Source organism: Salinibacterium sp. SWN1162 (genome assembly GCF_015864675.1).
GTDB lineage: Bacteria > Actinomycetota > Actinomycetes > Actinomycetales > Microbacteriaceae > Rhodoglobus.
In genome coordinates this window covers 1,915,442-1,930,446 of the sequence record NZ_JADYWT010000001.1, presented here as the reverse complement: position 1 = coordinate 1,930,446, position 15,005 = coordinate 1,915,442, and the positions used below count along the sequence as shown (strand labels likewise).

10 protein-coding genes are annotated in these 15,005 nt (G+C 60.5%); 6 read left to right on the top strand and 4 right to left on the bottom strand.

All coding sequences use genetic code 11. From position 1 onward, the window contains the following. Positions 1-29: 29 nt before the first annotated feature. From I6E58_RS09100 to I6E58_RS09090, 3 genes are all read left to right on the top strand, one after another. Entirely contained in the window at positions 30-3,434 is a 3,405-nt protein-coding gene (locus tag I6E58_RS09100) for a pyruvate carboxylase (protein ID WP_197132460.1), read from the top strand. Between the two features lie 107 nt (positions 3,435-3,541). Further along, entirely contained in the window at positions 3,542-4,864 is a 1,323-nt protein-coding gene (locus tag I6E58_RS09095) for a MinD/ParA family protein (protein WP_307842058.1), read from the top strand. A gap of 4 nt (positions 4,865-4,868) precedes the next feature. After that, on the top strand, positions 4,869-5,360 hold the full coding sequence (locus I6E58_RS09090) for a peptide deformylase (protein WP_197132454.1): 492 nt from the start codon (positions 4,869-4,871) through the stop codon (positions 5,358-5,360). Positions 5,361-5,453: 93 nt separating this feature from the next. Here I6E58_RS09090 and I6E58_RS09085 read toward each other — a convergent pair whose 3' ends face one another. Next, positions 5,454-7,277: a long-chain fatty acid--CoA ligase gene (locus I6E58_RS09085; RefSeq protein ID WP_129071296.1), complete on the bottom strand. Its 1,824-nt coding sequence runs from the start codon at positions 7,275-7,277 to the stop codon at positions 5,454-5,456. A 164-nt stretch (positions 7,278-7,441) separates the two neighbouring features. On the opposite strand from I6E58_RS09085, the gene I6E58_RS09080 reads away from it, so the two are divergent. Together I6E58_RS09080 and I6E58_RS09075 are read left to right on the top strand one after the other, a co-directional pair. Then, positions 7,442-8,128, top strand: a complete 687-nt coding sequence (locus tag I6E58_RS09080; RefSeq protein ID WP_197132452.1) for a 1-acyl-sn-glycerol-3-phosphate acyltransferase — start codon at positions 7,442-7,444, stop codon at positions 8,126-8,128. 139 nt (positions 8,129-8,267) lie between these two features. Next, positions 8,268-9,638 (top strand): class II 3-deoxy-7-phosphoheptulonate synthase, encoded by a 1,371-nt coding sequence (locus I6E58_RS09075; protein ID WP_100389100.1) that lies wholly within the window; start codon positions 8,268-8,270, stop codon positions 9,636-9,638. 110 nt (positions 9,639-9,748) lie between these two features. Here the strand turns inward: I6E58_RS09075 and pknB are convergent, their stop codons facing one another. Both pknB and I6E58_RS09065 read right to left on the bottom strand, forming a co-directional pair. Then, positions 9,749-11,728: a Stk1 family PASTA domain-containing Ser/Thr kinase gene (pknB, locus tag I6E58_RS09070; protein ID WP_197132450.1), complete on the bottom strand. Its 1,980-nt coding sequence runs from the start codon at positions 11,726-11,728 to the stop codon at positions 9,749-9,751. Between the two features lie 58 nt (positions 11,729-11,786). Next, positions 11,787-13,196, bottom strand: coding sequence for a LysM peptidoglycan-binding domain-containing protein (locus I6E58_RS09065; protein WP_197132448.1), 1,410 nt, complete (start codon positions 13,194-13,196; stop codon positions 11,787-11,789). Between the two features lie 204 nt (positions 13,197-13,400). Here I6E58_RS09065 and I6E58_RS09060 point away from each other — a divergent pair, with 204 nt between their 5' ends. Further along, positions 13,401-13,742: an Rv2175c family DNA-binding protein gene (locus I6E58_RS09060; protein ID WP_197132446.1), complete on the top strand. Its 342-nt coding sequence runs from the start codon at positions 13,401-13,403 to the stop codon at positions 13,740-13,742. Between the two features lie 84 nt (positions 13,743-13,826). Here the strand turns inward: I6E58_RS09060 and I6E58_RS09055 are convergent, their stop codons facing one another. Then, positions 13,827-14,945: a polyprenyl synthetase family protein gene (locus I6E58_RS09055; protein WP_197132444.1), complete on the bottom strand. Its 1,119-nt coding sequence runs from the start codon at positions 14,943-14,945 to the stop codon at positions 13,827-13,829. Positions 14,946-15,005: the final 60 nt, after the last annotated feature.

Genomic DNA, 15,005 nt, shown 5'->3' with positions numbered 1-15,005 from the left:
TAGGCTTGGTTTTTGTCAGGAAGGACCGAATGTTCAAGAAGATTCTCGTTGCTAACCGAGGTGAAATTGCCATCCGCGCTATGCGCGCGGCGGTCGAGCTCGGCGCAAGAACCGTTGCTGTTTTTCCGTATGAGGACCGTAATTCGGTTCATCGGCTGAAGGCCGATGAGGCGTATCAGATCGGTGAGGAGGGTCATCCTGTTCGGGCCTACCTCGATGTTTCGGAGATTATCCGAGTGGCGAAGGAGTCGGGCGCAGACGCGATCTACCCCGGCTACGGCTTCCTCTCGGAGAACCCTGACCTCGCTCGCGCTGCGGCGGAGGCGGGAATCACCTTCATCGGCCCACCCACCAAGGTGTTGGAGATGGCCGGCAACAAGGTCACGGCAAAGGAACACGCTATTGCGGCGGGAGTTCCCGTGCTCAAATCAACTCCGGCCAGCACTGACCTTGAAGCGCTCATCGCTGGTGCCGACGAAATCGGCTTCCCGGTGTTTGCTAAGGCGGTCGCCGGTGGTGGTGGTCGCGGCATGCGCCGCGTCGACAAGAGAGAAGACCTGCGCAGCGCTCTTGAAGAGGCCATGCGCGAGGCAGATAGCGCTTTCGGCGACCCCACGATGTTCATCGAGCAGGCGGTCGTTCGCCCTCGTCACATCGAGGTGCAGATTCTCGCTGACTCGCACGGCGGAACGATCCACCTGTTCGAGCGCGACTGCTCGGTTCAACGTCGTCACCAGAAGGTTGTCGAGATCGCTCCGGCGCCCAACCTCGACGAGAACACCCGCCAGGCGATGTACCGCGATGCGATCTCCTTCGCCAAGTCGATCGACTACGTGAATGCGGGAACGGTCGAGTTCCTGCTCGACACTGCGGGGGAGCGCAAGGGTGAGCACGTGTTCATCGAAATGAACCCGCGCATCCAGGTCGAGCACACGGTTACCGAAGAAGTGACCGATGTCGACCTTGTTCAGTCCCAGATGCGCATTGCGTATGGTGAGTCGCTCGAAGAGCTCGGGCTCCGTCAAGACGAGCTTCAGCTTCGCGGGGCTGCTCTGCAATGTCGCATCACGACAGAAGACCCCGCCAGTGGGTTCCGGCCCGACACCGGCAAGATCACTACGTACCGTTCGCCGGGTGGTGCCGGCATCCGTTTGGATGGTGGAACCGTTTCTGCAGGTTCGCAGATCTCGCCGCATTTCGACTCCATGCTCGTCAAGATGACCTGCCGTGGTCGCGACTTTGCCTCGGCGGTGCGCCGCGCCCGTCGCGGGCTCGCGGAGTTCCGTCTTCGCGGTGTCACCACAAACATCCCCTTCTTGCAGGGCGTTCTTGACGACCCTGAGTTCATCGCGGGCGACGTCAGCACGGCGTTCATCGATGAGCGTCCGTGGCTCGTCAACTCGCACCGCTCGAAGGACCGTGGAACCAAGATCCTCACGTGGCTCGCTGATGTGACCGTCAACCAGCCCAACGGCGATGGCGCGGGAATCATCAAGCCTCAGTTGAAGCTGCCCAAGGTTGACCTCACGGTCGACGCTCCTGCCGGTTCGCGTCAGCGCTTGCTTGAGCTTGGGCCGGTCGGTTTCGCTTCCGCACTGCGCGAGCAGAAGTCGCTTGCTGTCACAGAAACTACTTTCCGCGATGCTCACCAGTCCCTCTTGGCGACTCGCGTGCGCACTCGCGACTTGGTCGCAGTGATGCCGCACGTTGCGCGCCTGACACCTGAACTCCTGTCGGTCGAGGCCTGGGGCGGTGCGACCTACGACGTTGCACTGCGCTTCTTGGCCGAAGACCCGTGGGAGCGACTGGCGTCGATGCGTGAGGCTCTGCCTAACGTCGCGATCCAGATGCTGCTGCGTGGTCGCAACACGGTTGGCTACACCCCGTACCCCACTGAGGTGACGGATTCCTTCGTTCGCGAAGCGGCTGACACCGGGGTAGATATCTTCCGTATCTTCGATGCGCTCAACGATGTTTCTCAGATGCGTCCGGCGATCGACGCGGTTCTGAACACGGGTACCGCTGTCGCTGAAGTGGCCCTCTGCTACACGGGCGATCTTCTTGATCCTAAGGAAGACCTGTACACGCTTGACTACTACCTCAAGCTTGCCGAACAGATCATGGAAAGCGGCGCTCACGTGCTCGCGATCAAGGACATGGCCGGCCTGTTGCGTGCAGAAGCCGCTGAGAAGCTCGTCACGGCGTTGCGGGAACGATTCGACGCTCCGGTCCACGTGCACACTCACGACACCGCTGGTGGCCAGCTGGCCACGCTCTTGGCTGCATCACGCGCCGGGGCGGATGCCGTGGATGTCGCTAGCGCTCCTATGGCAGGAACGACCAGCCAGCCGTCCATGTCGGCCTTGGTCGCCGCGCTCGCGCACACCGAGCGCGACACCGGAATCTCGCTCGATGCTGTTTCGGATCTCGAGCCCTACTGGGAGGCCGTGCGTCACACCTACGCGCCATTCGAGTCGGGACTTCCCGGCCCGACAGGGCGCGTCTACCACCACGAGATTCCTGGTGGTCAGCTCTCCAACCTGCGTCAGCAGGCGATTGCGCTCGGTCTCGCCGATCAGTTCGAAACGATTGAAGACCTCTACGCTGCGGCCAACAAGATGCTGGGGCGTCCGCCTAAGGTGACGCCGTCATCTAAGGTCGTTGGCGACTTGGCGTTGGCTCTGGCTGCTGCCAACGCCGACCCGGCTGATTTCGAGGAAAATCCCGACAAGTACGACATCCCGGATTCCGTTATCGGTTTCATGGCGGGGGAGTTGGGGGAGCTTCCTGGTGGGTGGCCCGAGCCCTTCCGTACGAAGGTGCTCAAGGGGCGCAACGTCAAGATTGGTGTCGAAGAGATCAGCGCTGAGGATCAAGCGGCGCTCGATGGTGAACCGCAGGAACGCCGCTCGGCCCTCAACCGGTTGCTGTTCGCTGGCCCGACTCAGATCTTTGAGACGGCGCGCGAAACCTATGGCGATCTTTCCCAGCTCGACAGCACTGATTACCTGTACGGCATCCAGCACGGTCAAGAGCACGTGGTGGAGATCGAGAAGGGTGTTCAACTCTTCGTCGGTCTTGAAGCGATCGGTGAGGCCGACGACAAGGGTATTCGTACGGTGATGGCGACCCTCAACGGGCAGCTGCGTCCCGTATTCATCCGGGATCAGAGCATCCAAGTCGACTCGACTGCTACGGAGAAGGCCGATGCGTCGAAGCCCGGCCACGTGGCCGCACCCTTCTCTGGAGTCGTCACGTTGCAGGTCGAGGAGGGCGCGAAGGTTGAAGCTGGCCAGGCCGTTGCCTCGATCGAGGCCATGAAGATGGAAGCCGCGATCACCACTTCTGTCGCCGGAACGGTCAAGCGTTTGGCCATTCCCACGACGCAACAGGTGGATGCGGGAGACCTGCTTGTGGAAATCGAGCCCAGCTAGTTCGTAAAGTTTGTAGGGTGAGGACGTGACCGTTGTGCAAACGACGGTCACGTCTCGCTCGTTAACGCGGTAGAATGGTGTGTTTGCTTTCTGAAGGGGATCGACACGTGACTACAAAGCGCAATGACTCTGATGTGCAGTCGTCCGTCGACGAACAAGATTCGTCGACCGATCACGACACGAAAGACTCGACTGTTGAGCAGGCTCCGAGCTCTGAAAGCGTGACCTTCACGCTGTCATTGCCGGTTGCCGTTCGCGAAACACCGGCGCACGAGGCCGCTGTAGCAATCGATGATGTCGCCGTTACAGCCCATCACGTCGACCCTGCAGCGATGGCAACGACTACCGTCGCATTCGCGCCGGAGTCTGTGGTGACCATTCCGCCGGAGTCGGTGCCCGAAGCCGCTGTCATTCCGGAGCTTCCCCCGGCAGACCGTCCGTCGACGCGTCGGGGGCGTCAACGCACCGAGGTACGCACAACGCCAGAGACGGCCACAATGCTGACTGCCGAGCGATTGATCAATCCGGGGCGAAAAACTCGTCTGGCAGCACCGGAGGGGTTCTTGCAAGAACTCGTCTACGCGGCAACCTTCCACATGGTCAATCTGGGGGATTCCTACCGCGTGCGGGAGCGCAAGGCGCTCGAAGCTCGCGTCACTAAAACTTTCGTCGGCGGTACCCGATTCGTGCCGGTGCTCACCCGGAAGGGCGGCGTGGGCAAGACCACGATCACCGCACTGCTCGGTATGGCGCTGGCCGACACTCGCGAAGACCGCATCATCGCGATCGACGCCAACCCCGACCGCGGCACGCTGGCAGAGCGCATCGACAAGCAGACGCGCGCCACAGTGCGCGACGTCGTTATGCGAGCCGAATCGCTGCACACGTTCAGCGAGTTCCAGACTGTCGTTTCTCGTGACGAGACTCGCCTCGATGTGCTGGCCTCCGACACTGACCCTCACGTATCCGAAGCCTTCGATGAAGATGACTACAACGTTGTTGCCGATATGGCTGAGCGTTTCTACTCGGTTGCGATCACGGACTGCGGTACCGGCATTGTGCACTCGGTGATGCGAGCGACCCTGCAGCGTGCAGACTCGATCGTGATCGTCTCGGGCGGCAGCGTCGACGAAGCTCGATTGGCCTCAGAAACACTCACCTGGCTCGAGTCGAATGGTCATGAAGATCTCGTCAAGAACGCGGTCGTTGCGATCAACACCGCCACTCAGGGCACTAACTTGGTCAAGCTCGAGGAGATCGAGGCGCACTTCAAATCGCGCGTTCGTGAAATCGTGCGTGTTCCCTACGACCCCAGCTTGGCGACCGGGTCTGTCGTTCACTATCGCGATCTCAACAAGCTGACCAAAGCGGCAGCCACTGAGCTTGCGGCAGTAGTCATGGATGGCCTTCCCGCGGTTCGGGTCAACTGACGTTATGGCTGTTCGTGAGATCCGTCTTTTTGGCGACCCCGTCCTTCGTTCGGCATGCGATCCGATTGTGATCGGTGACCCGCGCGCCGCTGCCCTCGTCGACGACCTCATCGAGACGGTGAAGCTTCCCGGGCGAGCGGGGCTGGCCGCCAACCAGATCGGCGTCGGCCTGCGGGCGTTTAGCTACAACATCGACGGAGACATCGGCTACATCATCAACCCTGTGCTCGCCGAAGTGTCGGGGGAACCGGAGTTGGTAGACGAGGGATGCCTCTCGGTGCCCGGTTTCTATTTTCTGCGCCGTCGGTACCCGTTTGCGCGGGTCACTGGCGTGAACCTAGCGGGGGAGCCTGTCGAGCTCAGCGGCGATGGCCTCATGGCTCAGGCTCTTCAGCACGAGACAGATCACCTCGACGGTCACCTCTATATTGAGGGCCTAGAGGCTGAGACGAAGCGTGAAGCGATGCGCGAGATCCGTAAGGCGCCCTGGTATTAACAGGTCCTGAGGTCGTGGTCTCCACCCGGACCGCGCGTACGCACGAGAAAACCCCCGTCACGCATGCGTGACGGGGGTTTTCTGCTGTGACAGCTACTTGAGCGAGATTCCCTCCGTGGCCGGCGAGTTCGAGTAGAGCCCGTCAATCACGTCGGCGAAGTCCACCAGGATGACGTTCCGCTTGATGCTGAGTTTCGGGGTCAAGTGACCGCTTGCCTCAGTCAGGTCAGCATCCAGAATATGGAACTTGCGAATCGATTCGGCGCGGGAGACTCGAGAGTTTCCGACGTCGATCGCCTTTTGCACTTCGGCGAGCACCGCGGGGTGCGCTGCTGCCTGCTCCACGGTCCACGTAGCGTCGAGGCCGTTGTTGCCGAGCCAGGTCGGAAGCATTTCTTCATCGAGAGTCACCAGCGCCGAGATAAACGGGCGCTGTTCCCCGACGACGACGACTTGTCCGATGATCGGGTTCGCGCGAATCGGGTCCTCAAGGGCAGCCGGAGCGACGTTCTTGCCTCCGGCGGTCACGATAATCTCCTTCTTGCGACCGGTGATCTCGAGGTAGCCCTCTTCGTCGATCTGTCCGATGTCGCCGGTCTTGAACCAACCGTCTTCAAAGACCTCGTCGGTGGCAGCCTGGTTGTTCCAGTAGCCGTCGAAGACGCACACGCCCTTGGCTTGAATTTCTCCGTCGTCTGCGATGCGAACGGATACTCCGGGAAGCGGCGGACCAACCTTACCGATCTTGAAGTTCGAGGGCTTGTTGACCGAGATCGGAGCAGTCGTCTCGGTGAGGCCGTAGCCCTCAAGAATCGTGAGACCGAGACTGCGGTAGAAGTGGCCGAGGCGAAGGCCGAGCGGTGCAGAGCCCGAAACGGCGTACTTGACGCGTCCGCCGAGGGCAGCGCGAATCTTCGACAGCACGAGGCGGTCGAAGACGGCGAACTGAATCTTGAGGCCCAGCGGCACGTGGCCGGCATCCATCGCCTTGGAGTGAGCAATCGCGACCTCAGCGGCCTTGCGGAAGATCTTGCCTTTGCCGCCGGCTTCAGCCTTTTGCTCCGAGGAGTTGTACACCTTTTCGAAAACACGCGGCACGGCCAAGAGGAACGTCGGCTTGAACGAGGCCATCGACGGCAGCAAGAGCTTGGTGTCAGGCTGGTGTCCGACCTTCACGCCACCATGGACGCACAGGATCGAGATAAAGCGGGCGAAGATGTGCGCTGTCGTGATGAACAGCAGCGTGCTCGAGTCGGGGTTCACCACCTCCGGGATCGCTTTCTGAGAGTTGCGGCACAACTCAACGAAGTTCGAGTGCGTGATGACGCAGCCCTTGGGCTTGCCGGTCGTTCCCGAGGTGTAGATCAGGGTCGCGAGGTCAGATCCCTTGGCGAGGTTTCGACGACGTTCAATTTCTTCGTCGGTTACGGCTGAACCCGACTTTGCGAGCTTGTCGAGGTCACCGAGATCGATCTGCCAGACGTTGGCGATCGCCGGTACATCGGCACGAATTTCGTCGAAGCGAGCGAAGTGATCCGGTGTTTCGGTGATCATCGCCGTAGCGCCAGAATCCGTGATGTTCCAGAGGATCTGGCTTGGCGAACTTGTTTCGTAGATTGGTACGAGCACTGCTCCCGCAAACCAGGTTGCGAAGTCAATCAGAGTCCACTCGTAACGGGTCTTGCACATAAGACCGATTTTGTCGCCGGGCTCGATGCCTGCGGCAACTAAGCCCTTCGCAAGAGCTTTAACTTGGGTAAGAAACTCTGTCGACGTCACGTCGCTCCAGCCGCCGTTGGCGGTGGGGAGCGAGAACAACGCGTTATTGGGTGTAGCCGCAACGCGATCTATCAAGAGATCGGTAGCGTTTGCTTCCGGGTCAGCCTTAACGAGGGCTGGTACATCAAACTGTTTCACGGCAACTCCTTTGGCACCGGTTAGGTGGTCTCGTCCACTCTATCGAGATCGTCAGCGACAAAACACGTGCGCATTGGTGCGAGAGAACAATTGCACCCTTTTGTGGGGTACCTGACCACCGGGCGGTAGAGTGGGTAATCCCGCGACGACGAAAGAGAGGTGCCATGTTCTATTGGTTTATGAAGAATCTGGTTGCCGGTCCCATCTTGAAGACCGTCTTCCGTCCGTGGGTATCCGGTTTGGAGAATATTCCGCGTAAAGGCGGAGTCATCTTGGCCAGCAACCACTTGTCTTTCATCGACTCGGTTTTCTTGCCGCTCGTAATGGACCGCCGTATTTTCTTCTTGGCCAAGAGCGACTATTTCACCGGCAAAGGTGTTAAAGGCTTCCTGTCGCGCGCGTTTTTCAATGGCACCGGCATGCTGCCGATTGACCGTTCCGGCGGTAAGGCATCCGAGGCGTCACTCAATACCGGGCTTGCAGTTCTCGCTCGCGGAGAGGTGCTCGGCATCTACCCCGAGGGCACCCGTAGCCCGGATGGCAAAATGTATCGCGGTCGCACCGGCGTTGCCCGCATGATTCTTGAGGGTCACGTCCCGGTTGTCCCGGTAGCGATGATCGACACCGAGAAGGTCATGCCCATCGGTACCAAGATTCCTCGCATGGGTCGTATCGGCATTGTTTTCGGTGAACCGCTCGACTTCAGCCGTTTCGAAGGCATGGAGGGCGATCGGTTCATCCTTCGCTCGATCACCGACGAAATCATGTATGAACTCAACCGCATCAGCGGGCAAGAGTATGTGGACGTTTATGCCACCTCGGTCAAGGACCGCAGCGCAGCTCGTCGCTAACTCCTCCGCCGTTAAGGCGACGTGCGACACCGTCCTTACGCGCGTGTAACGGTGACGCTCAGCGCTCCGCGGTGCCGTAGGCTCTAAGAGGGTCACAAGCCCAGCCATTCTCGTAGTAAATGTATGAAGGAAAATCCTCGTGGTCGACCCGTCAGAACCAGTCGTGCTCGCTGATCCCGCCGTGATTGCCGGCCTAGACAACTGGCGCACTCTCCCCATCAAGCAGCAGCCGCAATGGCCGGATGCCGACGCCGTTGGCGAAGCATCCAGCAAGATTGCCTCACTGCCGCCTCTCGTCTTCGCCGGCGAAGTAGATCGCCTCCGCACACGGCTCGCGCGCGCCGCTCAGGGTGACGCGTTCTTGCTGCAGGGCGGTGACTGCGCCGAAACGTTTGCCGGCGCTACGGCGCAGCAGATCAGCGATCGCGTCAAGACCATCTTGCAGATGGCTGTCGTTCTCACCTATGGCGCATCGAAGCCCATCGTCAAAATGGGGCGCATGGCCGGCCAGTTCGCCAAGCCACGTTCGAGCGACTCCGAGACGCGCGGCGATGTTACGTTGCCCGCCTACCGTGGCGACATCGTCAACGGCTTTGACTTCACTCCGGAGTCGCGCACCGCAGACCCCGCTCGTTTGGTTGAGGGCTACCACACGGCAGCATCGACGCTGAACCTCATTCGGGCGTTCACGCAGGGCGGTTTTGCTGATCTGCGCCAGGTTCACTCCTGGAACAAGGGATTCGCGGCTAACCCGGCGAACCGCCAGTACGAGAGCCTCGCTAAAGAGATCGATAAGGCGGTGCGCTTCATGGAGGCCGCAGGCGCTGACTTCGACGAGCTCAAGCGAACCGAGTTCTACGCCAGCCACGAAGGCTTGCTCATGGACTACGAGCGCCCCATGACGCGCATCGACTCACGCACCGGCACACCGTACAACACGAGTGCTCACTTCTTGTGGATCGGGGAGCGCACCCGCGACCTCGACGGCGCTCACATCGATTACTTCTCGCGACTGCGTAACCCGATCGGCGTCAAGCTCGGTCCAACCACGACCCCCGAGACCATGAAGCAGCTCATCGACAAGCTCGACCCTGAGCGCGAGCCCGGCCGACTCACCTTCATCACCCGCATGGGTGCTGGCAAGGTGCGCGACGCACTTCCGCCCCTGCTCGAGGCCATCAAGAGCATGGATGCCACGCCTCTCTGGGTCACTGACCCGATGCACGGCAACGGCCTCACTACGCCCACCGGCTACAAGACTCGTCGTTTCGATGACGTCGTCGACGAGGTCAAGGGATTCTTCGAGGCGCACCGCGCTGCGGGAACGTACCCCGGCGGCATCCACATCGAGCTCACCGGTGACGACGTCACTGAGTGCCTCGGTGGCTCCGAGCAGATCGACGAAGCAACGCTCGCGACTCGCTACGAGTCGCTCTGCGACCCGCGACTCAACCACATGCAGTCTCTCGAACTCGCGTTCTTGGTGGCTGAGGAGCTTCGCGCCTTCTAGCATTAACGAAACAAGCCCCCTATGCGGTGCGCCTTCGGGCGCTCAACATAGGGGGCTTTGTCGTTCGACGGCTAGGCCGGCGGGTTTATCCTCACGGGTAACCCCTAGGGCTAAATCTGTGGACCGAAAATCGTAACAGTGGAACCACGCTTGAGAGACTCGCCAGCCTCTGGATCCGTGCCCGAGACTGGAGCGAGCAAGCTCGACCACAGATTGCCGGTGTTGGGAATGTCCGTGATCACTGTTACCTCGAAACCGAGTCCGCGAAGTTCCTCATCGGCTGAGTTGATTGTCTGGCCGGCCACATCGGGCACCTGAACTAGGTCGGGGCCGCGAGAGGTGATCAGCGTGACGGTATCTCCTTCGCGCACAATGCGCGGTTCGCCCTCGTCGTTCTTCTCGGAATCGATCGACACGACGGTGCCTTCGTCGCAGTCGCTGAAGACTTCAATACCCAGTTCAACGTTGAGCTGGAGGTCAGCGAGCGTCTGCGTGGCGTTGTCAACGCTTGAGCACGCCACATCCGGCAGAGAACCTGCCGACACGATCAGCGATACCCCTTGAAGCTCACCGTAGTTTTCTGCACCCAGGATGGAGGCTCCATCGGCGCCGAGAACATCGATAATCACACCGGTTTCGATCTCGCTATCGAACTGTCTCACGACCGGCTCAACGAAGGTGAACGGTGCTTCGCTGATCGCGGTGCGGGCTTCGTCCTCCGTCATGCCGGCGAAATCCGGCACAGGCAGGGGGCGGGGCCCCTGCGAAATGAGAAGTTGCACAGGCGAACCGTTTGCGACGATGGCTCCCACTGCAGGATCGCTGTTGGCCACGAGGTCGACAGCGATCACCGGGTCGTAGGCATCGCCCAGTTCGTCACTGACCTCAAGGCCGAGGTCTTCGAGTATGACCCGAGCCTCGGCGGGGGTGGAATTCTGAATGCTATCCGGGATTGTCACTTGCGATCCCGGTCCGGCGCCGAAATACCACCCCGCACCGGCAGCGCCACCCACGAGAAGCACGATCAACGCGAGCAGCCACCAGCCACGTTTCTTTCTCTTCGTGGCGCGAATAGAAAGTGTTGTGGTGTTTTCTGAAACCTGAGTGGGCGCGGGGGCTGCGACTTGCTGCAGCTCGGCTCCGAACACTTGAGTATCAGCCGTCGAGTTCTGAGGTTCGCTGGCAGGGGCGCTGGGCAGCACCATGGTGCGCTGCACGGCGGTCGATGCCGTCGGCGGCAGCGCTGTCATGAGCGAGCTGTGCGTTTGATACAGCTGATCGAGCAGCACGCGAGCGTCTTTGGGGCGATCATCCGGTTCGCGAGAAGTTGCCCAGAGCACGAGGTCGTCGAGTTCGGCCGGCACGAGGTGGTTGGCAGCGCTAGGGCTGGGCACAACCTCGTTGGCGTGCTGATAGGCGATCTGCATGGGCTGTTCGCCCTTGAAGGGCTGTTCACCGACGAGCATTTCGTACATCATGATGCCGATGGCATAGATGTCGCTGCGGGTGTCGGCGAGTCCGCGGGTGACGAGTTCGGGGGAGAGATAGGCGATCGTGCCCAGTAGTGCTGCGCCGGTTGCCGTGTTGGCGCTAGCGGCGCGTGCGAGGCCGAAGTCGCCGATCTTAATGCGGCCGTCGTCGGCAAGCAGCACGTTCTCTGGCTTGAGGTCGCGATGGACGATGCCCGCTTTGTGCGCAGCGGCGAGGCCTGCGAGCACAGCCTCCATGATGTCGAGCGTTTGCTCGGTAGTAAGAATGCGGTGTTCCTCAAGAAGGTCACGCAGCGTAATTCCGGGGAGGTACTCCATGACGAGATACGCCATGTCGCTGTCTTGGCCCTGGTCGAAAACGTTGACGACGTTCGGATGCGCAAGACGAGCAGAGGATCGCGCTTCTTGAACGAAACGTTCCTTGAACTTGCTGTCGTCAGCAAGGTGGCCGTGCATCACCTTTATCGCGACCTTGCGCTGGAGGCGCTCGTCGGTGGCGAGGTAGACCGTAGCCATGCCCCCACGCGCGATCCGCGAACGAATCTGATAGCGGCCGTCGAGCAGACGGCCGATCATCGGATCAGTAGAGTTCGCATTCACTCTGAGAGTCTAAAGTTCTGAGCTTCCCCAGCACCGCTAGACACGGCTGTTCTACAGGTTAGTCGAGCTGTTCGAGCCAGAAGCGGGCTGATTTCTCCCACTTTGCGTACGCATCCGGGTGTCCGGAGATCTGTACGGCCTGTGCGGCGCGCGTGACCGTCATGTTCTGCCAGCCGGAGATTTCCAACAATCCGCGAGTAGTTCCTGAGTTGGGATTGCTTGGCCCCCCGTAAAAGAGACGTGCAGCGTGGTCCGGCGCGGTGAGCTCGGCCACAGTTCCCCATCCTGCACTCGGGCGCTGCTGAAAGAGACCGACGGAGTCGCGATCGCCCCAGTCAAGGTTTCGAAGACTCGACTCCTGCATCGCGGTAGCGAGGGCAATGACGATGCCGTAGTCCGACACACCGAGCTCGCGGCCCACCTGAATGATGACGTCAGCGTTTGCTTGCATCTCAGAGTCGAGGTACGTGACAGTATCCCCGGTGCTGGCGACGCTCGAACTCGGAGCAGGGATCGTCAAAGTGTCGCCGATGAAGATCATTCCCGAGTCAGCGATGCCATTAGCTTCCAGCAATGCTGCAGCCGAAATGTCGGCGATCGAGGCGATCGCTGAGATCGTATCGCCGGACACCACGACGTAGGGAGTGCCTGGCGTGGGTCGCGGTGCCGACTCGTCAGAGCTGCTGGCCTCGGCTTCACCCGTGGCAATCTCATCAGGAGAAACATCGTGATGGTCTTCAGCGGCGTCGAGTTCGTCGGCAGTGAAGTCGTACGCTTCGGTCTCTTGCAGAGGTGAGCTGAGGTTGCCGGGAATGATCATCGTCTGGCCGGGGTAGATAATGCTCGACCACCCAAGCCCATTTGCCGACATGACCGAAATCGTAGAAACACCGAACTTGTGAGCGATCCCGCTTATCGTGTCGCCAGCAACGATGGTGTACTCGCCGTTGGTCGTCTTGACCTGGTTGACACTGGGCAGCGTCTCCGCCGTGTTTTTGGAGAGCTTCAGTTCTTGGCCCGGAAAAATCATCGACGACCAGCTGAGCCCATTGAGAGCGAGAACGGATGCGGTTGAGAGCCCGTATTTCGAGGCGATGTCGCTCACCGTGTCGCCTTCTGCGACACGGTAGGTGGCGGGTGCAGGCTGAATTTCGGTCGCCGGCGCTTCGCTGACGCGCGGCGCGGCGAGGGCGGCGCTCGGCTTATTTGCACGTTCAGTCGACAACCGCGGATCGTTGGGGGTCTTCGCATTGACGGGTTCGACCGGACCGGTGAGATTGAATGTCACGGCAGCGAGTGAGCCGACGAGAAGCACGGGTACCGTGTTCATGACGCTGCGGTGGAGACGCGCACGCTGCTTTGTCAGTCGTCGAGCACGATCGTCGCTGTGCTTCGATGGTGCGGGAGCGAGCCCCGCAAAAACGTTCGACGCACCGTTGTCGATGTCGTCAGTAATAAAATGTGTCATGTAATTCTTCCTGCTCCCGGCCCCGAGTAGGTCTCTGTGATCGTGAAGATCACCGCTCCCAAGTTGTCACAGAAGCAGTCTTGTGTCAACCAATGTGGCAGGAGTGACTGGTGTGACTGGTGTTATTCGAGTTCACTAGTGAATATTCTGCGGAAGCCGTGCGAACTGTCAGGTTTTACGCTGATGTCGTGGCAGTCTTAACGTGTGAATGAATCACCCTCCACCCACTGGCTTACTGTTCCTGACCTCACTGAGCTTCTCGGTCTCAAGGTGAGCCAAGTGCGCCGCCTTATCGAAGAGGGCGCACTACTCGCCAGCAAGATCGATGGAGTCTGGCAAGTTCCCGACGTATTCATCGTCGATGGAGCTCCCCTTCGCGAACTGAGGGGAACAGTCGTCGTGTTGTCCGACGCGGGCTTCTCGTCAGACGAGTCGATGAATTGGTTGCTCACAAGCGAGCCGAGCTTAGGCGTGTCCCCGGTCGAGGCCCTCAGAGCTGGACGCAAGGCCGAAGTGCGTCGCGTCGCTCAAGCGCTCGGCTTCTAGCGCGCGCGACGTTCCCTAGCGACCCTTGGTTCTCGCGGGCCAAGCCGACGCGCCTTCAGCGCGACGCGCCTTCAGCGCGACGCGCTAGAAGGTGCGCGTGGTCGCCGCTTTCGCCAGTTCGAGAAGCTGCGCCCGCGCTGTCGGCGCTAAGTTCGCGCTCTCGATCGCTTCGCAGGCTCGTTCCAAATTGCGAGTGATGACTTTTTCGACTTGATCGATTGCGCCGGACTCGTGCAAGGTCGAGCGGAGCATGCCGACCTGTTCGTCGCTGAGGTCGGGATCTCCGAGAAGCTCGTCGAGGATCGCGTTGGCGCTTCGCGAGAGGTTTTGGCGCGCAATCGCGATAATCGCGGTGCGCTTTCCCTCACGAAGGTCATCGCCGGCGGGCTTTCCCGTAACTTCAGGGTCACCGAACACTCCGAGAACGTCATCCCGCAACTGGAATGCGACGCCGAGCGGCAGCCCAAAGGCTCGTAGCGATGCGAGTTGCTCGTCACTGCCGGCGCCCAAGCTAGCCCCGAGCACGAGGGGGGCTTCGACGCTGTACTTTGCAGACTTGTAGACGAGTACGCGTTGGGCTCGGTCGAGTGCTTCTGATTCGGGGTAGCTCGCCCAGGCGCTCTCGTCGTGGATGTCGAGAAACTGACCTGCCATGACCTCAGTTCGCATCGTCATGAACTCTTTGCGGGCCGCGATGGCGGAAGGTCGGGGGAGGGTGCCGAGTCCACGACCAAGTAGTTCATCGCTCCAGCCCAGCAAGAGGTCGCCGAGCAACAAGGCCGATGCTTCGCCGTAGGCCTCAGCGCTACCGCTCCAGCCGCCCTCTACGTGCATCGTCTCGAAGCGTCGGTGGGCCGAGGGTGCTCCGCGGCGAGTATCCGAGCGGTCCATGATGTCGTCGTGAACCAGCGCTGCGGCATGGAACAACTCAAGTGCAGAAGCCGAGAGCAGCACACCGGTGAGATCGTGGCTCGCGCTGTCGTCAGCGAACGGATCTTCGGGTGAGGTCAGTCCCGCGACTGACTGCCAGCCCCAGTAGCAAAAGAGTGCACGAAAGCGCTTGCCACCGGCGAGGAGGGCGCTCCCCACATCGGTGAGGGCTGTCAGCTCGGGGGCGATCGCTTCAAGTTCGCTGTGCTTCTCGCTCAGGAACTCATCGATTTTCAGCTGGACAAGGTCAACTAACTGGTTACTCTCAGGCACTCGTCTAGCCTACCTAGTGAATGGGGGCGTACTATAGAGACCTAGCCGTAAATCCCAGAG